Annotated in this window: 22 protein-coding genes and 1 pseudogene; 9 read left to right on the top strand and 14 right to left on the bottom strand. The window is 65.5% G+C overall.

The features are described from left to right. Positions 1–357: 357 nt before the first annotated feature. The gene (locus ABDW49_RS25220; RefSeq protein ID WP_343616309.1) at positions 358–1581 is read right to left on the bottom strand and encodes a threonine synthase; all 1224 of its coding nucleotides are present in this window, start codon (positions 1579–1581) and stop codon (positions 358–360) included. 466 nt (positions 1582–2047) lie between these two features. Here ABDW49_RS25220 and ABDW49_RS25215 point away from each other — a divergent pair, with 466 nt between their 5' ends. From ABDW49_RS25215 to ABDW49_RS25190, 6 genes are all read left to right on the top strand, one after another. Further along, complete coding sequence (locus ABDW49_RS25215; RefSeq protein ID WP_343616307.1) at positions 2048–2884, top strand: oxidoreductase; 837 nt, start codon at positions 2048–2050, stop codon at positions 2882–2884. Positions 2885–2896: 12 nt separating this feature from the next. Further along, complete coding sequence (locus ABDW49_RS25210) at positions 2897–3916, top strand: AraC family transcriptional regulator ligand-binding domain-containing protein (RefSeq protein WP_343616306.1); 1020 nt, start codon at positions 2897–2899, stop codon at positions 3914–3916. A 10-nt stretch (positions 3917–3926) separates the two neighbouring features. Further along, positions 3927–4598: an NAD(P)H-binding protein gene (locus tag ABDW49_RS25205; protein WP_343616305.1), complete on the top strand. Its 672-nt coding sequence runs from the start codon at positions 3927–3929 to the stop codon at positions 4596–4598. 188 nt (positions 4599–4786) lie between these two features. After that, the gene (locus tag ABDW49_RS25200; protein WP_343616303.1) at positions 4787–5845 is read left to right on the top strand and encodes an aromatic ring-hydroxylating dioxygenase subunit alpha; all 1059 of its coding nucleotides are present in this window, start codon (positions 4787–4789) and stop codon (positions 5843–5845) included. A 16-nt stretch (positions 5846–5861) separates the two neighbouring features. Further along, positions 5862–6089 carry a hypothetical protein gene (locus ABDW49_RS25195; RefSeq protein WP_343616301.1) on the top strand — a complete coding sequence of 76 codons (228 nt, stop codon included), beginning with the start codon at positions 5862–5864 and terminating at the stop codon, positions 6087–6089. Beyond that, positions 6086–7417, top strand: coding sequence for an AtzE family amidohydrolase (locus ABDW49_RS25190; RefSeq protein ID WP_343616299.1), 1332 nt, complete (start codon positions 6086–6088; stop codon positions 7415–7417). The genes ABDW49_RS25195 and ABDW49_RS25190 overlap by 4 nt, the downstream gene beginning before the upstream one ends. Before the next feature lie 52 nt (positions 7418–7469). Here ABDW49_RS25190 and guaD read toward each other — a convergent pair. The 10 genes and pseudogenes from guaD to ABDW49_RS25140 all read right to left on the bottom strand — a co-directional run bounded on the left by guaD (position 7470) and on the right by ABDW49_RS25140 (position 17775). Next, positions 7470–8791 (bottom strand): annotated as a pseudogene (gene guaD / locus ABDW49_RS25185) (guanine deaminase). Positions 8792–8812: 21 nt separating this feature from the next. Next, a complete protein-coding gene (gene uraH, locus ABDW49_RS25180) occupies positions 8813–9139 on the bottom strand; it encodes a hydroxyisourate hydrolase (RefSeq protein ID WP_343616298.1) in 327 nt (108 codons plus the stop codon). After that, the gene (locus tag ABDW49_RS25175) at positions 9136–10578 is read right to left on the bottom strand and encodes an NAD(P)/FAD-dependent oxidoreductase (RefSeq protein ID WP_343616296.1); all 1443 of its coding nucleotides are present in this window, start codon (positions 10576–10578) and stop codon (positions 9136–9138) included. The genes uraH and ABDW49_RS25175 overlap by 4 nt, the downstream gene beginning before the upstream one ends. Further along, positions 10575–11066 carry a 2-oxo-4-hydroxy-4-carboxy-5-ureidoimidazoline decarboxylase gene (gene uraD / locus ABDW49_RS25170; RefSeq protein ID WP_343616294.1) on the bottom strand — a complete coding sequence of 164 codons (492 nt, stop codon included), beginning with the start codon at positions 11064–11066 and terminating at the stop codon, positions 10575–10577. The genes ABDW49_RS25175 and uraD overlap by 4 nt, the downstream gene beginning before the upstream one ends. Further along, on the bottom strand, positions 11066–11446 hold the full coding sequence (hpxZ, locus tag ABDW49_RS25165; protein ID WP_343616293.1) for an oxalurate catabolism protein HpxZ: 381 nt from the start codon (positions 11444–11446) through the stop codon (positions 11066–11068). Before hpxZ ends, uraD begins: the two co-directional genes overlap by 1 nt. Then, a complete protein-coding gene (gene puuE / locus ABDW49_RS25160; protein WP_343616292.1) occupies positions 11443–12312 on the bottom strand; it encodes an allantoinase PuuE in 870 nt (289 codons plus the stop codon). Before puuE ends, hpxZ begins: the two co-directional genes overlap by 4 nt. Then, entirely contained in the window at positions 12312–13553 is a 1242-nt protein-coding gene (locus ABDW49_RS25155; RefSeq protein WP_343616290.1) for an alanine--glyoxylate aminotransferase family protein, read from the bottom strand. Before ABDW49_RS25155 ends, puuE begins: the two co-directional genes overlap by 1 nt. Continuing rightward, positions 13546–14814, bottom strand: a complete 1269-nt coding sequence (locus tag ABDW49_RS25150) for an allantoate amidohydrolase (protein ID WP_343616289.1) — start codon at positions 14812–14814, stop codon at positions 13546–13548. The genes ABDW49_RS25155 and ABDW49_RS25150 overlap by 8 nt, the downstream gene beginning before the upstream one ends. After that, positions 14811–16400 carry a gamma-glutamyltransferase family protein gene (locus tag ABDW49_RS25145; RefSeq protein ID WP_343616288.1) on the bottom strand — a complete coding sequence of 530 codons (1590 nt, stop codon included), beginning with the start codon at positions 16398–16400 and terminating at the stop codon, positions 14811–14813. Before ABDW49_RS25145 ends, ABDW49_RS25150 begins: the two co-directional genes overlap by 4 nt. 10 nt (positions 16401–16410) lie before the next feature. Next, positions 16411–17775 (bottom strand): NCS2 family permease, encoded by a 1365-nt coding sequence (locus ABDW49_RS25140; RefSeq protein ID WP_343616286.1) that lies wholly within the window; start codon positions 17773–17775, stop codon positions 16411–16413. A 374-nt stretch (positions 17776–18149) separates the two neighbouring features. Here ABDW49_RS25140 and ABDW49_RS25135 point away from each other — a divergent pair, with 374 nt between their 5' ends. After that, positions 18150–19061: a LysR family transcriptional regulator gene (locus ABDW49_RS25135; protein ID WP_343616285.1), complete on the top strand. Its 912-nt coding sequence runs from the start codon at positions 18150–18152 to the stop codon at positions 19059–19061. Positions 19062–19068: 7 nt separating this feature from the next. Here ABDW49_RS25135 and ABDW49_RS25130 read toward each other — a convergent pair whose 3' ends face one another. Genes ABDW49_RS25130 through ABDW49_RS25120 form a run of 3 tightly spaced genes read right to left on the bottom strand, consistent with a single transcriptional unit; the run spans position 19069 to position 24222 of the window. Beyond that, positions 19069–20433 carry an ankyrin repeat domain-containing protein gene (locus tag ABDW49_RS25130; protein ID WP_343616284.1) on the bottom strand — a complete coding sequence of 455 codons (1365 nt, stop codon included), beginning with the start codon at positions 20431–20433 and terminating at the stop codon, positions 19069–19071. Next, the gene (locus ABDW49_RS25125; protein WP_343616282.1) at positions 20426–21745 is read right to left on the bottom strand and encodes a DUF1552 domain-containing protein; all 1320 of its coding nucleotides are present in this window, start codon (positions 21743–21745) and stop codon (positions 20426–20428) included. Before ABDW49_RS25125 ends, ABDW49_RS25130 begins: the two co-directional genes overlap by 8 nt. Further along, a complete protein-coding gene (locus ABDW49_RS25120) occupies positions 21742–24222 on the bottom strand; it encodes a DUF1592 domain-containing protein (RefSeq protein ID WP_343616280.1) in 2481 nt (826 codons plus the stop codon). The genes ABDW49_RS25125 and ABDW49_RS25120 overlap by 4 nt, the downstream gene beginning before the upstream one ends. Here ABDW49_RS25120 and ABDW49_RS25115 point away from each other — a divergent pair. Continuing rightward, positions 24221–24427 carry a hypothetical protein gene (locus tag ABDW49_RS25115; protein WP_343616278.1) on the top strand — a complete coding sequence of 69 codons (207 nt, stop codon included), beginning with the start codon at positions 24221–24223 and terminating at the stop codon, positions 24425–24427. The genes ABDW49_RS25120 and ABDW49_RS25115 overlap by 2 nt on opposite strands. A gap of 258 nt (positions 24428–24685) precedes the next feature. Next, positions 24686–26239: an adenosine deaminase gene (locus tag ABDW49_RS25110; RefSeq protein WP_343616276.1), complete on the top strand. Its 1554-nt coding sequence runs from the start codon at positions 24686–24688 to the stop codon at positions 26237–26239. Positions 26240–26351: the final 112 nt, after the last annotated feature.

The raw sequence follows: 26351 nt of genomic DNA, 5'->3' as shown, positions 1-26351 counted from the left end.
GAGGGCGACGAACCTGCCAATGAAAACCATGGCAATTTTTAACTGTGTCTGGATTTGCGGGCAGAGGTCGATCTGGCGCCCTGCCTTTGCGGGCCGGAGATCGGCAGTCTGGCGAGCGGGCCTCAATAATCTGGAGTTAGCCCCGGCGGGTGATCCGGGAAGGTGACTTTTCGAGGTCGGGAGTGACGTGACCAAATTTGGCTCAGTCTGTCGAATGACCGGGCAGTCGTGGTGACCGGAAGGCCCGCTTTCAGATTTGGCAAGAGGAAAGTCGCCCTTTATTCATCATGCAGCTCTTTCGGCCCAACCTTTGAGATCGTGGCGTGACGGCTGAGAGCACGCACAAGAAGAGCGAACCTACAGCACGCTCAAGTCGATGTCCCCGTGTCGGTCCAGCCACTTGTCGGCCGGCGGCATGGGATATTTGAGGCCGGTCGCGCAGTTGAACAGCACCGTGCGCTCTTCCTCATCGACCAGCCCGTCCTTCACCGCCTGACGATAGGCAGCCAGGGTCGCGCCGCCCTCCGGGCATAGCAGCAGGCCGTCCTTTCGGGCAGCCTCGTCCACCGCCGTCAGGATCGCGGGATCGCCCACCGCCAACGCGCGACCGCCCGATTCCCGCACTGCGCGCAGGATCAGGAAGTCACCTACAGCGCGCGGCACCCGGATACCGGCGGCGACGGTCGCGGCATCGTCCCAGCGCTCGGCGTGTTCCTCGCCCGCCTCGAAAGCGCGGACGATCGGCGCGCAGCCCGAGGCCTGCACCGCGTACATGCGTGGCCGTTTGGAACCGATCCAGCCCAGTTTCTCCATCTCGTCGAAGGCTTTCCACATGCCGATCAGGCCCGTGCCACCACCCGTCGGATAAAAGATCGCGTCCGGCAGCTCCCAACCGAACTGGGCGGCTAGCTCCAGGCCCATCGTCTTCTTACCCTCGATCCGATAGGGCTCTTTCAGCGTCGAAAAATCGAACCAGCGCCCCTCTGCGGCTCCCTTGCCGACGATCGCGCCGCAATCATCGATCTGCCCGTTCACCCGCCAGACGCGGGCACCCTGCGCGGCGATCTCGCGGACATTCACCTCCGGCGTCTCCTCCGGGCACAGCACCAGGGTCTCGATTCCGCAGCGCGTGGCATAGGCCGCCAGCGCCGCCCCGGCATTGCCATTGGTGGGCATGGCGATCCGCGTCACGCCCAGTTCGCGCGCCATCGCCACCGCCATCACCAAGCCGCGCGCCTTGAAGGAACCGGTCGGCAGCCGCCCCTCGTCCTTGACGATCGCGCCCGGCCCGCCCGAGCGGGGGATCGGCACCAGCGGCGTCTCGATCTCCCCCAGCGAGACGATGCTCTGCGTGCGGCGGACGGGCAGCAGTTCGCGCCAGCGCCACAGATCGGTGGGGCGCGCCGCAATCGTGTCGCGCGAGACAGCGCGGCCCAGGGCATCGAGATCATAGCGCACCAGCAGTGGCCGCCCCACCCGCGACAGGCCGTGAAGCTGGTCGGCCTCATACCGTTCGCCCGTCATCGAACATTCGAGGTGGCTGACGAACGTCGGGCGGTTTTCAATCAGATTGGCGTTCATAATTTCCTCGAATCCCGGAGCAAACCAGACCACCTGGATCGGAGCCCAACCGCCAAGTGTAAAGGCGTTCCGTCAGGAATGTGCCACCTCATGGCGCACAGCCGGTCACGCAAGGGGCATCAGCCAGCCAGGCCCCCTTGGATCATCCGCGCCGCTTGGCACTGAAAGCAGCGTGTACAGTGCGCGATTGCAACGGGAAAGCCGGCTCGCGCGGGCAGCAGGCTGCCGTTTCATGAATGATGTCCCACAGCGTAAATCCGCAGACCTCTGAATAAATGAAGGGCAGCCCTTGGTGGTCCGGCCCTGGGCCTGGACCGTCTATTTCATCATCTATGGCGCAATCGGGAAATTCCCTGGCGTGTTGTGCCAATGCAAGGAGGCGCTGTTGCGCGTTAGGAAGGAGGGGCAGGTGGCTCGCGGGTCGCCGTGCTTTGCCAAACCTCCGCATCAACAGATGGAACAATCCATGCCAGATCAAGTCATACTCGTCACCGGCGCTTCTTCCGGCATTGGAGAGGCCACCGCGCTCAGGCTCAGCCAGATGGGCCATACGGTTTATGGCGCCGCGCGCCGGGTCGAGCGTATGCGGCATCTGGCTGACAGCGGCATTCGGGTTCTGGCGATGGATATCACCCAGGATGCCTCCATGCAGGCCGCGATCGAGACCATCATCGCTCAGGAAGGGCGTCTCGATGTCCTTGTGAACAACGCCGGTTATGGTTCTTACGGCGCGCTGGAAGATGTGCCGATGGAGGAGGCCCGCGCCCAGTTCGAGGTCAATGTGTTCGGCGCGGTCCGCCTGATCCAGCTTGCCTTGCCGCATATGCGTGCCCGGCGATCGGGCACTATCGTCAACATCACCTCGATGGGCGGCAAGATCCATACGCCGCTGGGCGGCTGGTATCATGGCACCAAATTCGCGCTGGAGGCGATCAGCGATTGCCTGCGCATGGAGCTTCGCCCCTTTGGCATCGATGTCGTGGTGATCGAGCCGGGCGGGATCAGGACCGAATGGGCCGGTATCGCCGCCGATCAGCTGCGCAAGACTTCGGGCCATGGCCCCTATGGTCCGCAGGCCGAGGTCATGGCACAATCCATGACCGGTGAGGCCAGCCTCGGACGTCAGTCGCCACCGCAGATCATTGCCGACACGATTGCAAGGGCGGTCAAGGCCAGGCATCCCAAGACCCGCTATGCGGCGGGTTTCGCTGCAAGGCCGACGATCTTTCTGCGCTGGCTGCTGTCGGATCGCGCTTTCGATGGCGTGATGCGGCGCGCGACCGGTCTGTCGAAGGTGGCGTGAAAAGGGAAGCGCATGGTTCAGGTCGACCGATGCAAAGTGCCTGCGGCGTTCTGGCGCGCTGCCGAGCAGATGGGGGTTTTGCCGCCCGCGCTCCTGCGGCTGGCGCGCCTGCCTGCCTCGCTGCATGTGGGCGGGCAGGCCTATGTGACCACGGCCCAGTATTTCGCGCTGCTGACCGGCCTGGAGGCGCTGACCGGTGACCCCACGCTTGGCCTGCGCATGGTGCGGGAGGTCGAGACGGCGATCTACCCACCTTCCAGCCTGGCCGCTTTCCATGCCCGTGACTACCGCGATGGCCTGGCGCGGCTGGCCCGTTTCAAGCGGCTCTGCATGCCTGAGCAATTGCACATCACCGAAGCGCGGAATGAATGTACAATCCTTGCGGAATGGCCTTTTGCCACGCAGGCAGAGCCGGACATCTGTGTGGACATCACCTTTGCCTCGCTGGTCGAGCTGGGACGCCGGGCGACGGGCAGGCCTATCGTGCCCCGGCGGATTGACTATGCCCGCCACGGAGCCGCGCATCCGGCGCATCAGGACTATTTCGGCTGCCCGATCCGCATGGGCATGGCGCGCAATCTGCTGGTGCTCGACCGCGCCGATCTGGATCATCCTTTCCCTGGGCACAATCCCGACATGCTGGAGATGCTGACCCCGGCGCTTGGTGCGGCGCTGGGAGAACTCGATGCAAAGGGCTCGGTCGCGCAGCAGGTCACGATCATGCTCAAGCGCAGTCTGGCGAGCGGGCAGCCCAGCCTGTCGGACACGGCCAAGGCGCTGGGCATGAGCGAGCGCAGCCTGCAGCGCCGCATCACGGAGGAAGGCTTCACCTTCCGCGACCTGCTGGCCAAGGCGCGCCATGACCTTGGACGCCGCCTGCTGGCCGATCCGGCCGCGGATGTCGATGAGGTGGCATGCCTGCTGGGCTATCAGGACACGACCTCCTTCTATCGCGCCTTCCGCGAATGGGAAGGCATGACGCCCAATCGCTGGCGTGAGGTTCACGGAACGGACAAGGCGTTTCTGCATTGAGGGTTTCACCATGAGTCTAAGCATTCTTCTGGCAGGCAGCACGGGGCTGATCGGGAACCTTGTAAGCGGCAGGCTCCCGGCCCGGTCCGGCGTCGATCTGACCCGTCTTGTTCGGCAAGGATCCCCCGCCAATGGCAGTGCCATCGATTTCGAACAGCTCTGCGCGGCGCCTGAGGCCACGTTGCAAGGCCATGCCCCCGCGGGGGCCGATGTCGCGATCTGCTGTCTTGGCACGACCATCCGCACGGCCGGGTCGCAGGCGGCCATGCTCCGCGTCGACCGCGATTATGTGCTGGCGTTTGCCAGAGGCGCCCGTGCCCTGGGCGCGCGTCAGTTCATTCTCGTCAGCTCCGCAGGGGCGGGCGGCCCAGGCTTCTACCTCCAGACCAAGGGAGCGGCTGAAGACGCGGTTCGCAATCTGGGGTTTGATCGCGTCGATCTGATCCGCCCCGGCTTCCTGCTGGGCCAGCGCTCTGAGCGGCGGGTATGGGAAGCCATCGGCCAAAGACTGTTCGCATGGCTTTCGCCGGTGCTGGTCGGTTCGCTGTCACGCTATGGCGCCATTGGCGCCGACACTGTTGCCGATGCCATCGTGGCGCTGGCAGGCCGTGAGGGAGCCGGGGTTTATGTCCATCACAATGCCGATCTTCGTCATATTGGCCGCCACTCTGCCCCGTCATAGGTGGAGGGCGCGCAGGAGATCACGTCCGGCCTTCCGGCTCACATCCCTCCATTGATGTGTTCAGGCGGGCCGCGCATTGCGGTCTCTCGGGGGTGTTCTGATTTTTGCAGTGATACATGAAAATGATTGCGTTTGATCGCACGGGGCAGCGCGGCCATTCTCTCTCAACCCACTGAGAGTTTCTGACCATGGCCACATCTTCCGTCTCGCTCCTCGCTCCGCCGGAGCCCGAACTGCCCCGCAACTGCACTTTCGACGGCGGCGACTGGGCCATTCTTGCGCAGCACTGGTATCCCATTGCCCTGGCGCGCGATGTCGGGGACAAGCCGCTTTCCACCAAATTGCTCGATGAGCCGCTGGTGATCTACCGCGCCGGGGCGGAGCTGGTCGTGGCGCGCGACATCTGCCCGCATCGCGGCGTGCCGCTCAGCATGGGCACGCAGGTCGAGGGCGGGGTCACCTGCGCCTATCACGGCCTGCGCTTTGGCGCCGGGGGGCGCTGCAACCATGTCCCGGCCCATCCTGATCGCGATATTCCCGCGCGTCTCAACCTCAAATCCTATCCCCATGTCGAGCGCTACGGCTTGATCTGGACCTGCCTGCTTCATGATGGCGGCGCTCCCGTTATCCCCGACATGCCGCATTGGGACGAGGCCGAGTTCCAGCAGATCGTCTGCCCCACCATCGACATCTTCGGCTTTGCGGGCCGCCAGATGGAGGGCTTTCTCGACGTCGCCCATTTCGCCTTCGTCCACACCGACACCTTCGGCGATGCCAACAATGCCGAGGTGCCGCCCTACAAACCGGCCAAGACCGAACATGGCTTCGAGGTGGAATATCGCAGCTCTGTCGGCAATTACCCCATCGGCGTGACCGACCGGGGCAAGCCGGGCTTTGAATGGCTGCGCCACTTCCGCACCCATCTGCCCTTCACCGCCACGCTGGAGATCCACTTTCCCGACGCGGCGCGGCTGGTGATCATGAACGCCGCCTCGCCGGTCTCGGCCCGCGTGACCCGTCTTTTCGCGCCCATCGCCCGCAATTTCGACAAGGACCTGCCGGTTCAGGACGTCTATGATTTCAACCGCCGCGTCTTCGAGGAGGACAAGGCCATCGTCGAGGCGCAGATGCCGGAATGCCTGCCGCTCGACCCCATGATGGAAGCGCATATTCCCGCCGATATGAGTTCAATGGCCTATCGCCGCGGGCTGCGCGATATGGGATTGAGCCGTTTCTTCACGGCGTGACGGAGATGGGTCTTTGGTGAGTGACAATGTGGGTGCCAATCACGGTGATCGTGCCAGCCATGCGATGATCGGGGACTTCCACCCCACCGGCTGGAGCGAAGAGCAGATCCGCGACAAGGCCCTTGCGCAGGGGCTGAACCTGCCGGACGCCTGCCTGCCCGGCATCAAGGCCAATCTGGCGCTGCTGGAAGACCGCTGGGCCACGGTGGAGGCCGCGCTGACCGCCATCGGGGATGTGCCATGAATGTCACCCTCGCGGCCCTGTCCTCCGCCACCCAGATCGCCCGCGCCGTGCGCACCGGCCGCGTCCGGGCGGTGGAGGTCGCCCTCGCCACGCTGGAAGCCATCGCCGCGCGGGATGGAGAGATCAAGGCGGTCAACACGGTGCTGGGCGATCGTGCGCTGTACGCCGCCGCCGCCATCGATGCCGCTGTCGCACGCGGGCAGGACCCCGGCCCGCTGGCAGGGGTTCCCATCGGCCTCAAGGCCCTGTTCGATGTGGAGGGCCAGCCCACCACCGCCGGCGCCGCGATGCGCATCGATGCTGCGCCTGCCTTGCGTGACGCTGCCCTGCTGCGCCGCCTGACCGCCGCCGGAGCCGTGCCCATCGCCGTGCTGAACATGGACGAATATGCCTATGGCTTCGTCACGGTGAACGCGTATTTCGGCACCACATGCAACCCGCGCGACACCGCAAGGCTGGCCGGTGGCTCCAGCGGCGGATCGGCGGCGGCGGTGGCGGCGGGGATGCTGCCGCTGAGCTGGGGGTCGGACACCAATGGCTCGATCCGCGTGCCCGCCTCGCTTTGCGGCGTCTGGGGCTTTCGCCCGGCGCATGGCAGCGTGCCGGAAGACGGCAGCTTTCCCTTTGTGCCGATGCTCGACACGCTGGGGCCCTTTGCCAACACGCTGGACGATCTGCGGCTGGCGGCAGAGGTCGCGCAGGGCGAACCCATCGCCCCCATGACGGCCCGCCGCGTGGCCCGGCTGGGCGGCTGGTTCGTCGATCACGCCATTCCTGATCTCTACAAGGCCTTCGCGGGGATCGAGGCGCTGCTGGGCGTGCTGCCCATGGCCGAGCTGCCTCAGGTGGAGGCCGCCCGCGCCGCCGCCTTCTTGATCACCGCTCATGATGGCGGGCGCCTCCACCGGCAGGACCTGTCGAAACGGGCGCTGGCCTTTGACCCCGAAACCCGTGACCGGCTGCTGGCGGGCAATCTGGTGCCGACGCCTCTGCGCGATCGCGCCGTCCGCTTCAGGGACTGGTTCCGCAAACAGGCGCTTGCGCTGCTGCAACGCTATGACGTGCTGATCGCCCCGGCCACGCCCGATGTCGCGCCCCTTATTGCCGATCCGGTGATCCATACGGGGTTTGGCCCGGCGCCGGCGCGCGCCAATCTGGGGATGCTGGCTCAGCCGATCAGTCTGGCAGGAGTGCCGGTGCTGTCGGCGCCCTTGAAGCGGCCGGGGCAACTGCCTTTGGGGCTGCAGTTGATCGGGGCACCGGGGCGGGAAGGCTTGTTGTTCGATCTGGCGGCGCGGCTGGAGGTGGCCGGGGTTTTAGGGATTTAGATGGAAGAACATTAAAGGGTGAATGCGAGGGTGTTACACCCTCGCGCTCCCATTATTGTCTGCGTTGCGCTTCGGGTTCGGCCTTTGGTGCATCCCGGTCGTGGGCGAGGTCACCTGCAATATAGGTGCGCGCAACAAAGCGGTCGTCTCCCAGAATTTGCATGGCAAACAGGCGTTCGGCCAAGGGGAGATGGGCGCAGCGGCGGGCGGAGAGCGGCGTGGCTGCATGGTCGAGAAGGAGGAAATCAGCTTCCTGCCCTTCCATCAGCGCCCCGACTTGCGTACCCATGCCCAGCATATTGGCGCCGCCCTGCGTGGCCAGGTAGAGCGCGCGGAACGGGTCGAGCGGATTGCCCTGCAATTGGCAGACTTTGTAAGCCTCCCCCATGGTCGCCAGCATGGACAGGCTGGTGCCCGCTCCTACATCGGTGCCCAAGCCCAGCGCCACCCCATGCGCGTCCAGCCGCGCCAGATCGAACAGCCCCGAGCCAAGGAACAGGTTGGAGGTGGGGCACAAGGCCACCCCCGCGCCGCTTTCGTGCAGACGGCAGCATTCGCGGTCTGACAGATGGATGCCATGGGCGAAGACAGAGCGCGCGCCCACCAGCCCGAAGCGGTCATAGACATCGAGATAGTCGCTGGCCTCGGAAAAGCGCCCCAGCACGGCGGCGATCTCGTCGCGGTTTTCGGAGATATGGGTGTGGAGCAGGGCTTCGGGATGAGCTTTGAGCAGCTCCCCCGCCACCGACAATTGCGCGTCGGAGGAGGTCAGGGCAAAGCGCGGGGTCACCGCATAGGTCAGGCGGCCTTTGCCATGCCAGCGGGCGATCAGAGCCTCGCTTTCCGAGCGGGCGGTTTCAGGCGTATCGCGCAAGCCCTCCGGCCCCAGATCCATCAGCACCTTGCCCGAGGCGATGCGCATCTTGCGTGCCAACGCCGCCTCGAACAGCGCATCGACCGAGCCCTCATGCACCGTGGCGAAGACCAGCGCGCTGGTGGTGCCGTGGCGCAGCAATTCGTCAAGGAAGAAGGCAGACACGTCGCGGGCATGGGCCGGATCGGCAAAGGCGCGCTCGGCGGGAAAGATATGCTGGCCAGCCAGTCGAGCAGTTGCAGGCCATGGGCGGCGATGCGCTCGGTCTGGGGGTAATGGATATGGGTGTCGATGAAGCCGGGCACCAGCAGGAGCGGGCGGTGGTCCTCGATGGTGAGGCCGGGGAAGCGCGGGGCCAGCGTGGCGTAGTCGCCGCGAGCCACGACGATACCGCTTTCGACCACCAGCAGGCCGTCCGCCTCATGGCGCAGCGCCTGGGTGCCCGCCACACGCGGATCATGCGGCAGGCTGAGAAGTTCAGCCCGGAAACCCTTCAACACTTTGGATATCTCCAGTCTGGTTCAACTGCCGCGATAGGTCGAGAAGGCAAAGGGCGAGACCAGCAGCGGCACATGGTAATGGCCCTGATCGCCTGCCCCGAAATGGATGGGCACCACATCCAGAAACGGCGGGTCGGCCAGCGGCGTGCCGAGGCCACGGAAATAATCGCCCACATGGAAGGTCAGCACATAGGCGCCCGCTGACAGCGCCGGGAAGCCGCGAAAGCGTCCATCGGCATCGGTGATGCCCTCGGCCAGTCGGGCATCGCCTTGCGTCAGCACCACGCGGATGCCGGGGGCGGGGCGCCCGCTGACGGTATCGAGGACATGGGTGGACAGGCTGCTCATGCTGTTTCCTTGCGGGGCCATTGGCCGAGAAATTCCTCATCGTCATAGGTGAGGAAGGCGGCCAGATTGCGCTCCTTGTCGTCGAGGAAGAGCTGATCGGCAATCCCCCCGGCCAGCTTGGGCAGCGCCTGCTCCAGCCCGGACAGCGCCGAGGCCGACAGCCCCATGCTGAGCAGCGCGGCATAGTTGAAAGCAAACAGCCCATGGACCTGCGCAGTCTTGTCGGGCGTGTTGGGCAACAGTTCAAACGACGGTCCCAGATAGGGATGCGCCGCGATCAGATCGCCGATGGAGGGCGCGACATCGCAGCCCTCGGGCACCGGTACGCGCTCGCCCCAGCGGGCGATGCTGTCGGCCACCAGGCGCAGTTCGGGGCGCAGGGCATGGTCGCTGATCAGCCCGGTGGAGAGCACGACAAAATCGAAAAGATGCGTGCCCTTGGGCGTCGTGACCTTGACCTGCGTGCCATCATTGACGGCCTCCACCGCCAGCCACGGGCTGCCCAGATGCAGATCGAAGCCCGGCAGGGCGGCGGCCCGCTCGAAAGTGTCATTGGTGGGCGGCTGGTTGTGGCTCAGGAAACAGGCCATGGCGCGGTATTTGTCGGCATCGGACAGCGCGCGATAACGTGCCGCCAGCCCGACACGCTCCATAAAGCGGATGGGGTTGATGCGCGGCAGCACCTTGCGGCGGATAAACACCTCCGCCGCGCCGACGCCCGCGTTCAGCGCGAATTGGGCATTGTCGAAGGCGCTGGCCCCGCCGCCCAGAATGCCGATGCGCTTGCCCTTCATCGCGGCGTAATCGACCGCCTCGCTGGTATGGGCGTAGAGATGACGGGGCAGATTGTCGCGGATCATGGCGGGGGTATGCCACTCGCCGCCGCCCTGAATGCCGGTGGCCAGCACCACCTTGCGCGCGATCACGGCATCGCCGCCCGCGATATGGATGCGGAACAGGCCACCGCCCAAGGGCTCGATCAGTTCCACCCTGGCGCCGTTGCGGACCGGCAGATCCAGCACCCGGCGATACCAGCGCAGATAGTCCATCCAGTCGCCGCGCGGGATCTTGTCCAGCTTGTTCCAGCCTTCTGCGCCGTGCTGGGCTTCCCACCAGGCGCGATAGGTGAGGGAAGGAATGCCGAAATCCACCGGCGTCAGATGTTTGGGCGTGCGCAGCGTGACCATGCGGGCATAGGTCACCCATGGACCTTCCTGTCCCGGCTCATTCTCGTCGAGGATCAGGATGTTGTTGATCCGCTCGCGCCTCAGACCGAAACCGGCGGAAAGGCCACTTTGTCCCCCGCCGACGATCACCACATCGTAGACATGTTGGCCATCCAGATCACGCGGATGAGTCCAGTCCGGCCCGCCCAGCGCGATCTGCGCCAGATCATGCGCCAGCCGCGCTTCCAGAGCCGGAAGGCCATCCGCGATCATGCCATATCGTCCAGCCGCAGCTTCACGATCTTGCCGATCTCGGCCAGAGCGGTGGCGACCTCCGTGGTCGTATCGTTGGCCGCGCGCGCTTCCATCGCGGCGAGGATACCCGCCTTGTCGGTCAGCCGCACGCAGATGATGAAGGGCATGTCATGGGTGGCGCGATAGGCGGCGTTCAGCTCATGGAACCGCGCGAACTCTTCAGGCGTCAGGCGATCCAGCCCGGCGCTGGCCTGTTCGGCGGTGCTGGCTTCGGTGAGGGTTTTGTCGATCGCCGCCTTGCCCGCCAGCTCCGGGTGAGCGCGGATCAGAGCCAGCTTTTCCTCTGCCGAGGCGGCGTCCAGCGCCTGCATCAACCCAGCGTGCAGATCGGCAAAGGGGCGCAGAGCCGCCGCCCGCTCTACCACCCAGGGCGAATGCTCGAACAGGGCGCCATAGCACGCCACGAAGGCGTCCGCAGGCAGGGCATTGATCGCATCGAGCATCATCAGTGCGTGTTCCCCTCCAGGCTGACATGGGCGGAGACCACCTTCCAGCCATCGGGAAATTTCACCCAGCTTTGCGTCTGGCGGCCCCGGCGGTCGGAGTTTTCCCGGAAGAATTCGGCATCGGCGGTGGCGAAACTGTCGCCATAGACGGTGATCGCCACGCGGCCCAGTTTACGTTGCGGGGAGCCGCCACGCCCCTTGCGGAATTCGCGGATCTCCTCGATGCCGTAAAGCACCTCGCCCACGCCATAGCGGTTGGTGGTGGGGGCCTCGTGGAACAGGGCGTCCATCGCCGGGATATCGTCCTCCATCAGCGCGCGCTCATATTCGTGGAAGGCGGCGGTGACTTCGGCCAGCAGGGCGGGATTGTCGATCATCATGCGGGGTGCTGCTCCATCCAGTGGCGGGCGATATCGATGCGGCGGGCCACCCAGACATCGTTGTAGCCCGCGATATGATTCAGAAAACGCGCCAGAGCCCGCGCCCGCGCCGGCTTGCCGACCACGCGGCCATGCAGGCCCACGCTCATCATGCGGCCACCCTCGGCATAGAGCTGGTCGAAGGTGTCGCGCAGATAGTGGAAGAACTGATCGCCTTCCGTAAAGCCGTTCAGGGCAACGAATTTCATATCGTTGGCGTCCAGCGTATAGGGCACGATCAACTGCTTGCCCTGCCAGTATGGCACATCGTCGGCATAGCTGTCGGCATCGTAGAGAAAGCCGCCTTCCTCCGCCACCAGACGCGCGGTGTTGGGGCTGGTGCGCCCCTGATACCAGCCGAATGGGCGGCTTCCCGTCACCTTCTCATGCAAAGCGATGGCCTGAGCGATATGCTCGCGCTCCACCTCTTCGGGCACATATTGGTAATCGATCCAGCGCAGCCCGTGGCTGGCGATTTCCCAATCGGCTTGCAGCATGGCGGCCACGGCTTCGGGATTGCTTTCCAGCGCCTTGGCCACGCCGAAGACGGTGACAGGAAGCCCGCGCTGCGTAAACAGCCGGTGCAGCCGCCAGAACCCGGCCCGGCTGCCATATTCATAGAGGCTTTCCATCGCCATGGCGCGATCCGGGTGACGCGCCGCGCCCACCATCTCGGAGAGAAAGCCTTCGGACAGCTCATCGCCGTTGAGGACGGTGTTTTCCGCGCCCTCCTCGTAATTGATGACGAATTGCACGGCGATCTTCGCGCCCTGCGGCCAGTTGGCCTGAGGCGGGGTGGCGCCATAGCCGATCAGATCGCGCACCATCACGCAGCCTCCCATGCGGCCATGGCGGCAGGCACGGCGGCGCCCAACGGCAGGCTGAAACCTTCAGCTTTCAGACAAGCCTCAAGCGCGGAGAGCGTAATCAGCACCTTATGCTTCATGGCGTTGTAGCCCATCGCCCCCAGCCGCCAGATGCGGCCTTGCAGAGGCCCGAAAGCCGTGCCGATCTCGATCTGGAATGCGTCACGCATCATGGCGCGCACCGCTTCGCCATCGACGCCATTGGGAATCCACAACCCGGTCACATTGGTCATGCGATGCGCGTCGTCGCCAAAGACCTTCAGGCCCATCGCCCGAGCCCCCGCCGTCATGGCACGCCCGGCGGCGGCATGGCGGGCAAAGCGGGCGGACAAACCTTCCGCCAGCACCACACGGGCACATTCGCGCGCGCCATAGAGCATGGTGGTCGCCTCGGTATGGTGGTTGAGCCGCTTGGGTCCCCAGTAATCCATCACCATCGCCAGATCGAAATAGTTCGAGCCGATCATCGCGCCGATACCATCCTCGATATCGTCCCGCGCGATGCCTTTCTCGACATGGCGGCGATGCAGGATATGGGCCGCAGCCGCCTCCGAAATGGTGATGGGAGACGAGCCCGAAGGCCCGCCAAGGCACTTCTGCAAACCACCGGTCACCACATCGGCGCCCCAGCGGTCGCTGGCGATCTCCATCCCGCCGATGGTGGCCGTCGCATCGACATAGACCAGCGCACCGACCTCCTGCGCAATCGCCCCGATCCCTTCCAGAGGCTGCGCCATGGTGGTGGAGGTATCGCCATGCACCGCGCAGATTAGCTTGGGTTGCACCCGGCGTGCGGCCTCGGCAATGGCCTCCATCGGCACGACTTCGCCCCATGGCGCATCGACGGTTTCATACTTCGCGCCGATGCGCTGCAAAATCTCCTGCAGCAGCAGTCCGAAACGCCCGAAATTGACCACCAGCGCCATCTCGCCTGGCGCGATCAGGCTGACCAGCGCGGCCTCGATCCCCGCCCGCGCGGTGCCGTCCACCAGCATGGTCCAGTGGTTTTCCGTGCCGAACACCGGGCGATAGAGCGCCATCACCTGGTTCATATAACCGGTCATTTCGGGGTCGAACTGGCCGAGCATATCAGCACTCATCGCACGCAGCACGCGGGGGTGCGCATTGACCGGACCGGGCCCCATCAACAGGCGCTGCGGCGGGTCGATCTGCCCGAAAAGATCCTGCGGCAGATCAGACATGCTTGGCTCCCAGGGTTTCGATAAAGCGCATCATCGCGGTGAAGGCAGCCTCGACATCGGCCACCTCGACATGTTCCGCCGGATTGTGGCTGACCCCGCCGCGGCAGCGGATAAACAGCATGGCGGTGGGGCAGATCGCCTCCATGATCATGGCATCATGCCCCGCGCCCGAAACGAGCCGGAACGGTTGCTGCCCGCTCGCGGCGATCCCGTCATCCATCAGATCCATCAGATCGGGCGCGCAGGGGCTGGCGGGCAGGTTGTGGATTTTCTCGATCCCCACGCCAAGCCCACGCGCCCCGGCCAGTTCCCGGATACGGGCGAGGATGGTTGCCGCGGCGCGGTCGCGACGGACCTCATCGCCCGAACGCACATCCAGCGTAAAGATGGTCTCGCCGGGGATCACATTGGCCGCGCCCGGCAGCACTGCCATGCGGCCCACCGTGGCGACCAGATCGCTGGCATCGGCGCGGGCGATCTCTTCCACGGCCAGCACCATTTCCGAGGCGGCGGTCAGCGCATCCTGCCGCAGCCCCATGGCGCAAGTGCCCGCATGGCCAGCCTTGCCCAGCACGGTGATCTGATAGCGCAATTGCGCGGCAATGCCGGTGACGGTGCCCAGCGCCAGACCCTGCGCTTCCAGCACGGGGCCTTGTTCGATATGCGCTTCCAGATAGGCGAGCGGCGCGCGGGCCAGCTTGGCCTCACGCCAGCGCGCGATATCCAGCCCGAAGGTCGCCATCGCCTCGGCCAGGGTCACGCCGCGCGCATCGGCCATATCCAGCGCGGCTTCGTCCAGCGTGCCGGCCATGGCGCGGCTGGTCAGCATGGCGGCGGGAAAGCGGCTGCCTTCCTCATCGCCGAAAGCCACGACCTCGATGGCGAAGGGCAGGCGGCGCCCGGCTTCATGCAGCGCCGCGACGCATTCCACCCCCAGCATCACGCCCAGCGGACCGTCATAGAAGCCCGCATCGCGCACGCTGTCGATATGGCTGGCGATCATCAGGGGAGGCAGGTCGGGCCTTGTGCCCTCATACCGGCCGACCAGATTGCCCATGGCATCCATGCGGACGGCCATGCCCGCATCCGTCATCCAGCCTTCCAGCGTGCCCAGCGCGGCCTTGTGAGCCGGTGTCAGCCATGCGCGATAGAGGCCATTCTCCATATCCGAATAGGGCGTGCGGCCCAGCAGGTCACAACGCTCGACCGCGCGGGCGCCATGGGACAAGGTTGAGGGCAAGGCTGTGGATAGACTGTTCATAGGCCGGCCGCCCTCCCGTCGCAGCGCGGATCGCTGGCGCCTTCGAACCAGTCCTTTCCGGAACTGTCTCTGCCCATCACGATGGCTCCGGCATGGCCCATCATCGCATTGTTGGCGCCGACCCGTTCCACCACATGGCCTGCCGCGCGGAGGCTTGCGTAAAGGGCTTCATCAAACCCCTCCTCGATCTTGAGCGAGGTGCTGTCCTCGCCCCATGTGCGGCCCAGCAGCCAGCGGGGCGCGGCGATGGCCCGAGCCAGATCGGTGCCCTGCCAGCCATAGCGGCTGAACACGGCGGCCTGTGTTTGCGGCTGACCCTCGCCGCCCATGGTGCCATAGGCCATCACGCGGCCATCCTCGAAATGCGCCAGCGCGGGGTTGAGCGTATGGAAAGGTTTTCGCCCCGGTTTCAGCGCATTCCAGCCTTTTTCTGCCAAACGGAATGAAGCGCCCCGGTTCTGCCAGGTGATGCCGGTTTTGGGCAGCACCAGCCCGGAGCCGAACTCGAAATAGGTCGACTGGATCATGGAGACGACCATGCCGTCCCTGTCCGCCGCGCCGAACCACACCGTATCCCCCTGCTGCGAGGGCTGGGGCCAGGGCAGGGCGCGCGCCGGATTGATCTTGCCCGCCATGGCCTCCAGAGCGGTTGCATCCGCCAGCAGGGCGCGCGGATCGGCCTCCATAAAGTCCGGATCGCCGCAATGGGCATCGCGCCACAGGAAGGCCTGCTTGGTGGCTTCGACCAGTCCGTGGAGATGGGCAAAGCTGCTGTCAGCGTCCAGATCCAGCCGGTCGGCCAGAGCGAGGATCAGCAGGCTGGCGATGCCCTGTGTGGGGGGCTGATGATTGAACAATGTGGCGCCCTTGACCGACACGCTCAAGGGCTCGGTCTGTTCGGCGCGATGCGCGGAGAGATCATGCGCGGAGACCGGACTGCCCAGAGCGGCCAGATCGCTGACAAGATCCAGCGCCAGTTCGCCACGATAGAAGCTGTCCAGACCGTCCTGCGCCAGACGTTCCAGTGTGCGGGCCAGAGCGGGCTGGCGCAGTCGATCGCCCTCGGTCAGAGGTTTGCCCTCGGGCTCGAAAATCTGCGCATAGGCGCCGGGCTGGCCGCGCAGTTCCGCGCTTTTGGCCGCCGCCAGCGCAGCGCCCCCGGCGGTGACGCTCACCCCGTCGCGTGCATAGGCGATGGCCTCCGCCAGCAGGCGCGACAGCGGCAATGTGCCCGGTGCGATCTCCCGCGCCTTGGCCCAGCCGGAAATCGCCCCCGCCACCGTATTGGCCGCCAGAGGTCCGCGCCATGGCACGCTCTGCAAGCCCGCATAGAGCGCCAGATCGGCCTTGGCCGCCGCTCGCCCGCAGGCATCGATCGCCACCACGGGCTGGCCGGGCCGGTGAATCAGCCAGAAGCCGTCCCCGCCGATCGAGTTCATATGCGGATAGACCACCGCGATGGTCGCGGCGACGGCGATGGCCGCCTCCACCGCATTGCCGCCCTCGGCCAGCACGGCGCGACCGGCTTCGGCAGCGGCGAAATGGGGGGCGACGACCATGCCCTGGGTGGTGCGCGATGACAGCATTCAAACTCCCTCAGGCAGCGGCGATATAGGCAAAGCGCAGGATGAACAGGACGGCCAGCACCAGCAGCAGCCAGTCGCCCCTGGTCACCTCGCGCTTCATGATCTTGATCGCGGCATGGGCGGTGATGCCGAAGGCGAGGCCATTGGCGATGGAGAAGGTCAGCGGGATCATCACCAAAGTCAGGAAGGCGGGCACGGCCTGTTCGGCACGTTCCCAACTCACTTCCTGCAAGGGCGCCATCATCAGCGCGCCCACCAGCACCAGCGCAGGCGCGGTGGCGGCCAGCGGGACGGCGGCGGCATAGGGCGCGAAGGGCAGGGCGATCAGGAACATCAGCCCACAGACGATGGCGGTCAGCCCGGTGCGGCCACCGGCTTCCACGCCGCTGGTGCTCTCCACATAGGAGGTGACGGTGGACGTGCCGATCATCGATCCCGCCATGGTGGCGATGGCATCGGCATAGAGCATCTTGTTAAGGTCACGGATCGAACCGTCGGGCTCGATCAGGCCGGCGCGTTTCGTCACCGCGCAAAGCGTGCCGATGTTGTCGAACAGATCGACGAAGAGGAAGACGAAGACCACCTCCAGCAAGCCCAGACCATAGGCCTTGCCGCCCAGATGCATCGCGCCGTTGAGGTCCAGCGCCATGATCGTCTGGCCGATGCCCGCCGTGTCCACCTTGGCGGGGGCAAAGGGCACCAGATGCGTGATCCAGCCGATCAGTGTGGTACCCACGATGCCGATCAGGATTGCCGCGCGCACGCCGAAGATCGAAAGCCCGGCCATGATCGCCAGACCGATCAGCGCCAGCAGAGGCCCGCCCTTGTGCAGATCGCCCAGCGCCACCACCGTTGCGGGATTGGCGACCACCAGATCGGCATTCTTCAGCCCGATAAAGGCGATGAACAGCCCGATGCCCCCCGCCACCGCCGCCAGCAGATGCGGCGGAATGGCCGCGACGATCATCTGGCGAATGCCCGCCGCCGTCAGCAGCAGAAAGGCCACGCCCGAGATGAACACGCAGCCCAGCGCCACCTGCCATGGCACATGCATCGCCTGCACCACGGTAAAGCTGAAATAGGCGTTGAGCCCCATGCCCGGCGCCAGCCCCAGCGGGGCATTGGCCATCACGCCCATCAGCACGCAGGCCAGAGCAGCCGAAAGACAGGTCGCCGCCGCCACCGCCGCCACCGGCATGCCCGCCAGCCCCAGAATGCCGGGGTTGACCACGATGATATAGGCCATGGTGAAAAAGCTGGTGAGCCCGGCCACCACCTCGGTCCGCACATTCGATCCGCGCTCGGCGAGGGCGAAATGGCGCTGGGCCAGCGCCGTCAGCGATGAGGCAGCAGGGGCTTGGGCGGCTTGGGTCATGGCAGAGGAAGATCCTTGCTGATCGTCGATGGGGCGCAGAGGCCCAGCCTATCGCCGGGGGCGCCGTCTGTCTTGCCCCTTTCCCCGAAAGGACCGGCGCCGCGAAAGGGGAGAGCGGCGCCGGCCACAGGATCAGCCAGCCGGGCTCCACTGGTAAGACTGGCCGATGATGGGGTGCTGAAAGGTGAGGATCATTCTGTCATCCTGCCGGGCGCCGCGGCGCGGGGTGGCGGAAGAAGGCTTGGAGCCGCTTTCGTCCGATGCTGATCTCTGTCTATCGGCGGCCCCCGTGCAAATCCATTAGAATTGATTTGCAATTTCTCGATAATTTTTAGAACACTCTGGTTCCTGCTGTCATGGAGCCATCCGCCGCCATGTTTTCGCGTTTTGCCGTCTATTTCGATGAGGTCGTGCGCTCCGGATCGATCCGCAAGGCGTCGGAGCGCCTGCATATCTCGCCCTCGGCCATCGACCGCCATATGCTGCTGATGGAGGAAAAGCTGGGGGTGCGCCTGTTCGAGCGCATGCCTCAGGGCCTGCGCCTGACGGCGGCGGGCGAGGTGCTGATCACCTATGTGCGCCGCTGGCGCCGCGAGCTGGGCCACGCCATGGCGCAGATCGACGATCTCACCGGGCTCCGTAGGGGCGAGGTGACGATGGCCATCGCGGAAGGGGCGATCGATTTCGTGGCGGGCGCGCTGACCCGCTTCCGCGAGGATTACCCCGGCATCGACCTCAATGTGGTGGTGGCAGGCGCCCAGGCGGTGGGTGACAGCGTGACGGAAGGGCAGGTGGAGCTGGCGCTCACCTTCAATCCGCCCGAAGGGCATGGCTTCCGTGTCGAGCGCACCATGGTCTATCAGCTTGGCGCGGTGGTGGCGCAGGGACATCCTCTGGCTCAGCGCAGCGAGGTGGGCTTTGCCGAATGCGCCGAACACGGGCTGGTGCTGCCCGATGAATCGCTGTCCTATCGGCAGGTGATCGACAATCTCTGGGCGCGCACCGTGGGCGGGCGCACCCGTGCGACCATCAACGCCAATTCCATCGGCCTGCTCAAGGCTTTGTTGCAGGGCGGGCGCGGCGTGGGGCTGCTCACCAAGCTGGACGTCACCGCCGAACTGGCCGAGGGCAGGCTGATCTTCGTGCCGCTGGCCGAGACGAACATTCCGCTTTCCGTGCTGTCGCTGATCAGCGCTTCGGGGCGGACCCTGTCGGTGCCCGCCTCGCTGCTGCTCAACCATCTGGCGCAGGTGATGCGTGAGAGCGGGGTCGGCGGCGCGGGATAAGCGCCAATTATGTGGGTTTGACGGCGGTTGTCGCGGGAAAAACGGCGTTAAAGGCGGCTTTGACCTCCTTGAGCGTGCCATCGGCCACCATCGCGGGCGTGTGCCCCTTTTTATCCGCCAGATCGGCCCGCGCGCCATGGGCATGGAGCAACGCCAGCATCGGGGCGAGCTCGGGGCTGTAATTGCTTCCCGCCAGCACATGCAGGGCAGTGCTGCCCCGGTCATCGGCCAGATTGACATCGGGGCCCACGGTGATCGCCAGCGCCAGCGCATCGGCCCGGCCGCCCTCGGCGGCGGAAATCACGATGTTGCTGCCATTGGCGGCGGTGAAGTGGGGATCGGCGCCATGGTCCAGCAGCAGCTTCATCACCTGCGTCTGGCCATGCTGCGCGGCCAGCAGCAGCGGAGGCGTTGGCGGCACGGGCGGCGGGGGCATGCCGAAATTGGCCTCGGTCACCCAGGTGATGCCGGAGGGGCCGGAAAGCCCGTTGACCGCCGCGCCCTTGGCCAGCAGCAGTTTCACCAGCGCCAGATCGCCGCCCATGGCCGCCGCGTTGAGCGGCGGCAGGCCCTGATCGTCCTTTTCGGCCAGCAGCGGGCTGTTGTCGGGCAGGCGCTGGACCAGTTGCGCGGCGGCGGCCCAGTTCTGCTGATAGAGCGCCAGTTGCAAAGTGCTGGTGTTCTTCGGCCCGCGATGATTGGCATCGGCGCCGGCTGCCAGCAGGGCGGCGCTGGCTTCGGGCACGCCGCTCTTGATCGCGAAGAACAGCGGGGTGAAGCCGGCCTGCGTTTGGGCGTTGATTTTGGCTCCGGCTTTGAGCAGCAGCGCCATGGTGTCCGTGCGGCCTGATGCGGCGGCCCACATCAGCGGGGTCTGGCCCCGGCTGTCTGGCGTATCGACGGGCAGTTTGGCCGCCAGCAATCGCGCGACCACCGGTGTCGGGGCATAGCGCGCGCAGATATGCAACGCGCTGGCGCCATCGGGCAGGGCTGTCCGCAGATCGATATGCGGCGCGGAGAGCAGGCGCTCCAGCACGGCCTCACCGCCCAACTGGCAGGCCAGAGTCAGGGGGGAAAGGCCTTCCTCATCCGCGAGATTGGCATCCGCTCCCGCGTCCAGCAGCAGGCCGACCAGCGGTGCGTCTTGCCGATCCACCGCCTGCATCAACGGTGTGGCGCGAAAGGCCAGCCTCCGGTTGGGCGCGGCATGGGCGGCCAGAGCGGCGCGGGCGGCATCGTCGTCTCCGGTCTCGATGGCGCGGGCGAGGGCGATGTCAGCCTCGCCCGGCGCCGGATCGGCCTGTGGGGCATGGGCGGCCAAAGCAGGCGCGGTCATGCCCAGCAACAGCGCGACCATCATGGGCTTATGCAAGGGCGACCTCCTTCAGGGGGCCGGTGCTGTCGCCGAAATGCGTGTCCGGCACACCCACGGCATTGAGCGCGGTGAGCAACAGGTTCGACATGCTGGTGCCCTTGGCCACGGTTACATGGCCCTCATGCTTCACCAGCCCGCCGGCCACCACCACCGGCAGGTCGAGATAATCATGCTCATTGGGGTCGCCGAAGGCCGAGCCACGCAGCACGAAACTGCGATCCAGCAGGCTGGTCTCGCCGTCCCTGGTCTCGCTCATACGTTTGAGGAGATAGGCGTAATACTCCATATGGTGGCGGTTGATCTGCGCCAGCTTGACCTTTTTCTCCTCCATATGCCCGTGGTGGCTGAGCATATGGTGGCTATCGGGCACGCCGATCTCGGGATAGGTGCGATTGGAGATTTCCCGCCCGATCATAAAGGTGGCGACGCGCGTGATATCGGCCTGAAAGGCCAGCACCTGCAAATCGACCATCAGCTTCACATGGGCGTCGAAACTGTCGGGGATACCGGCGGGGCGCTCCATCGATCCGGCATCGGCCAGAGGCGTGGAGGCGGCGCGCTGGATGCGCTTTTCGATGTCGCGCGTGGCGGTGAGATATTCGTCCAGCTTGCGGCGGTCCTCCATGCCCAGCTCTCCGGTCAGGCGCTGGGCATCCTCCCGCACGAAATCGAGGATCGAGGTCTGGCGCCGCATCTGCGCCATGCGGCTTTGCGCGTCCAGAGCATCGCCATCGCCGAACAACCGCTCGAACACATCGCGCGGATTGGCGGCGACGGGCAGCGGCACGGTGGGGCTCATCCACGAGATGCCATTGGTGTAGGCGCAGGAATAGCCGATGTCGCAACTGCCCAGCAGGCTGGGCTGGTCGATGCCGGTTTCCAGACTGGAAAGCTGCGTCGCATCGCCCAGATGCCGCGCATAGACCTGATCGACGGAGATGGCGCAGCGGATATCGGTGCCCTCGGTCTGGCGCACATGGGTGCCCGTCAGGAAGGCGGGGCAGGAGCGGCCATGACCGGCGTTCAGATCCCCCATCGGCGCTGCCTGCGGATGGCCGAGGCCGGTGATGACGGTCATCCGGTCCTTGAAGGCGTTCAGCGGCTCCAGCGTGGTGGCGCCGGGGCCGGGCCTGAACTGGTCCATCATCATGCCGTTGGGCGTATAGAACACCGAGAGGCGGCGCGGGCGCGCGGCGGCATCGGCGGCTTTGGCGCTGGGGGCCATGGCCTCCATAAAGGGCAGGGCCATGGCGGTGCCGATCCCGCGCAGCACGGTGCGGCGGGCGAGGGGCTGACGGCGCAGGATCATCGAGCTTGCCTCATGGTGATCTGGGTGGGGGTGAGGGGCTTGCCGTCTGGCACCTTCTTCAGGCGGAAGCTGTCACTGAAGACGATGCCGCGAATGATCGTCTGGATCTTGTCGCCATCGCCATCGGCGGCATGGGCGATGGCGCGCACCTGCGGCTGATCGAAAGGCCCGAGCCCGCGCGAGAGGGCATAGGTCATCAGCCGCGAGGTGAAGGCCTGAACAAACTGTTCGCGGTGATCGAGCAGGATCTTTTGCAGCCCCGAAAGCCCCGCGAAATGGGTGCCATCGGGCAGGATGCCGCTGTTGTCGATCGGCTGGCCGACATCCATGGTGCGCCATGCGCCCACCGCATCATAATTTTCCAGCGAAAAGCCCATCGGGTCCATCCGCACATGGCAGGCCGCGCAAGAGGGGTTGGAGCGGTGCAGCTCCAACTGCTGGCGCGCGGTCAGCAGCTTGCCGCCATGGGCTTCCTGCAGCGCGGGCACGTCGGGCGGGGGCGGCGGGGGCGCTGCGGCCAGCAGGTTTTCCAGCACCCATTTGCCGCGCTTCACCACGCTGGTGTGGTTGCCATAGGAGGTGACCGTCAGAATGCTGGCCTGACCCAGCAGGCCGCCGCGATGCCATGCCGGGTCCAGCTTCACCAGACGCATTGCCGTGCCGTTGATACCCGGAATGCCGTAATGCTGGGCCAATCTGGCGTTGAGGAAGGTGTAGTCCGAGGACAGGAAATCCAGCACGCTGCGGTTCGATTGCAGCACATGGGTGAAGAACAGCTCGGTTTCCTGCGCCATGGCGGCGCGCAGGCGCACATCGAACTGGGGGAAGACATCGGTATCGGGCCGCTGCTGGTCGAGGTTGCGCAGATAGAGCCACTGCCCGGCGAAGTTCTTCGTCAGCGCGGTGGAGCGCGGATCGGCCAGCATGCGGGTGATCTGGGCGTTCATCACTGCCGGATCGTGCAAGCGGTTCTGCTGGGCCAGAGTCAGCAGTTGCTCATCGGGGATCGAACTCCACAGGAACAGCGAGAGGCGGGTGGCCAGTTCCAGATCGCCGACCGCATGCACCGAACCGGGCGCCGCGCCCGCCGGATCGCCCTCCACTGCGAAGAGGAAATGGGGGGAGACGAGGATAGCTTCCACCGCCGCTTCGACACCCGTCTCGAAGCTGCCGGTTTTGCGCTCCTCGGCGTAAGTCTTCATCAGCGGGGCGATATCGCTCTGGCTGACTGGGCGGCGATAGGCGTGGCGCGCCAATGAGGTGACGATGGAGCGTGCGCAAGGCTCTTCCTGCGCCGCACTGGAAGGATGGCAGGTAAAAATGCGGCGGCGGCTGGGCGTATCGGGCAGCGGTGCTTTTGCCGCCACATCGTAGGGGCCCAGAACATCGATCTCCATCACATCGCGCGGGAAATTCTGCTGCGAATAGCGCTGGCTCATGCGGTAGGAAGGCACCTGAACGGTCTGCACCTTCACCCCATCCACCGACACATCCATCGGCAGCATGATGGGCTTGTCCACCGGCAACGGCACCTTGTCGGTGGTGTTGCGCAGCGTCTGCACGCTTTCATCGGGCGCGATGCTCTTGCGGAAGGAGAGGCCGATCACATGGGCTCCGGCCTGCAGCGGCACGCGCACCGCCACGCGGTCCTCGGCCATGCGGTCGGCTTCATTGTTGGTGTTGGCGTTGAGCCAGCCCGCCACCTCATAGGTGCCGCCGGCGCGCGCGTAGTAATCGAAGGCGCCGCCCCCGCGTGAGCCGATCGGCAGGCGCTCGCTCATGCGGTCATTGTAGGCCGGGCGGCCCGAATTCATGATCGAGCCGTCCTTGGGAATATCATGCGTGGTGGCGAAGGGCTTTACGGGACCAAGCCCCGTCGCCAGCCGCGCCACGCGGCCTGCCACCAGCACATAGCGCTCGACCAGCGTGGGCGAGACCGAGAGCACATCGGCAATGTTGTCGAAGCCATAGCCTGAATTGTCCTGCGGCAGATCGCGGCTGACATCGACCTGCAGCCCCAGCAGATCGCGCACCGCATTGGCATATTCCACACGGTTGAGGCGGCGCACCGTGGCGCGACCCGGATCGGGATGGGCGCGGGCGTAGCCGTCCAGCGCGCTTTGCAGCCAGGCGACCAGCGCGGCGCGCTCGGCCGGGCTGGGCTGGTCCTTGCTGCGCGGGGGCATTTCCTGCCGGGCCATCTTGCTCAGGATCTTCTCCCAGGCATCGGCATGCGCGCCCTGCGCCACATCGCCTGGTTTCAGATCGTCGAGCGAGAAGGAGGCGACCTTGTCGATGTCATTGTGGCAGGAGGAGCAATAGGCATCGAACAGCGCGGCCACATCGGGGGCCGGGCGTGTTATGGGAGCAATCGGCGCGCTTTCTTGCGAACGCACCAGCGAAGCGGCGGTCACCGTCAGCGCGCCCATGGCCATCAGGCTGCGTGTGAGGATGCGGTGGCTTTGGCGGCCCGTCATGGATTTTGAATTGCCCCCTATGGATATGCTGTGCGGCGCCACGATCCCGCGCGAAACGGGGCCGGGGCAGAAGCCGATCCGTGCCTCGCCCCGTTTCATGTCCGCCGCCGGTCGAGCAGCGATCCATTTGACTGTGGAATTGGCTGCTCGGGTATCGGTGATTCACCGGGGCGTCCATCATCGTTACAAGCACGGGGTGTTCTGAAAATTCGTTTTCGGTCCGGTTGGGAGTGCGTTCTTTTGAAACGGCCCGCTGCACTGCGGCATTTCTGAGGGTGGACTAATTTTTAGAACGAGATGTTGAATTCATTATGGTTGATTGAAACGGGTGCCTCGGTCAGTTTCGGTGAAACGGGGATCGGATAGGGGCCCACACCATGCGTTCGTTTCGGTTTGGCCACCCTTGCTTGCGGCCTGTTTTTTCCTGTGCGCAAAAGGCTGACGTCTGGTCGGGTGCCAAGGCGTGATCCTTCGCCTGCTTTCACGAACCGGTTTTGCTGCGGCTGCGTTGCTGGTCGGTGCGCCCTTGATGGCGGCGCCTCAGCAAACGATGGCGGCGGTGCGCGAGGCGCAGGTGGCCGCCATCTTCGACCATGCCGCCGCCAGCCCCACGGCTTTGCGCGTGCTGCTGCGCGCCATGCCCAAGGGTGGCGATCTGCACAATCACATGGGCGGTTCGGTCTATGCCGAGGATTTCATGCGCTGGGCGGGCGAGAAAGGCCTGTGCATCGATGCTGCCACGCTGGCCTTCGCCCAGCCGCCCTGCGCGCCGGGTTTCTCCGAGAAGGAGGTCGCGGAAAAGCAACCTTTCCTCTTCGCCCGGATGATCGACAATCTCTCCACGCGCGGCTGGCAGCATGGCGTGGGCCGCAACGACACCAGCGGCCATACCCAGTTCTTCGACAGTTTCGAGAAATTCGGCCCTGCCGAGACGGGCAAGGAAGCGCAAGGGCTGGTCTCGACCCGGCGCATCGCCGCGCTGGACCATGTGCTCTACCTTGAGTTGCAGCATAATCCGGGCGGCATCTGGGGCTGGGCCGGGGCGGCGCCCGATGAGGCTCTGACGCAGGCCGATCTGCCCCGCATCTTCGCACGGGAAAAGCCCGTGATGGAGGCGGTGGTTGCCCGCTCGGTGGCCGCTCTCGATGCGCAGGAGCAGCAGGTGAAAGCCGCCATGGGCTGCGGCACGGACAGGGCCGAAGCCGGCTGCGGCGTGGCGGTGCATTATCTGGCGCAATCGGCGCGGGGCATGCCGCCGCTCGGCGCTTTCCGGTCGCTGATGGCCAGCTTTGCGCTGGCGGCGCGCGATCCGCGCTATGTCGGTGTCAACATCGTCGAGCCTGAGGACTGGCCGATCTCGCTGCGGGACTACGACCTGCATATGGCAATGTTCCGCTTTCTGGAGGGGCAATATCCACAGGTCCACCGCAGCCTGCATGCCGGAGAGCTGGCTTTCGGACTGGTGCCGCCCACCGATCTTGCCGACCATATCGCCAAGGCCATCCGCGACGGCGGCGCCCAGCGCATCGGCCATGGCACGGATATCGCACTGGAAAGCGAGGCCAATGCCACCATGGCCCGCATGGCGCGCGAGGGCATCGCGGTGGAGATCAACCTCACCAGCAATGCGGTGATCCTTGGCGTGTCCGGCGCGGATCATCCGCTCAATCTCTATCGGCGGCGCGGGGTGCCGGTGGTGCTCTCCACCGACGATCAGGGCGTGCTGCGCACCGATATGACCAATGAATATCTGCGCGCCATTCGCGAGCAGGGGCTGACCTATCGCGACCTCAAGCAGATCTCGCGCAATGGGCTGGAGTTCAGCTTCATCCCCGGTGCCAGCCTTTGGCAGAGCCGCCATGTCGGCCTGCCCGTGGCAGCCTGCGCGGCAGGGTTCGAGGCCGCCGCCTGCCGTGTGCTGGCGGCGGGCAGTGAAAAGGCGCGGATGCAACTGGCTCTGGAAGGCCAGCTCGCCGCTTTCGAACGCCGCGCCATCGAGGAGAACAAGAGCGCCTGACGGAAGGGCGCAACGGCGCACAAAGCATTCAAAAACATAAATGAAATGCCTGGGATTGGAGGTTCAGCAATCTTGGCGAGGCGAGGGTAGAGCCCCGTCTGGCCGCAAATAT

This window comes from Novosphingobium sp. (assembly GCF_039595395.1).
GTDB lineage: Bacteria > Pseudomonadota > Alphaproteobacteria > Sphingomonadales > Sphingomonadaceae > Novosphingobium.
Note: the sequence above shows the minus strand (reverse complement) of the source record. Positions and strands in the feature narration are given on the sequence as shown.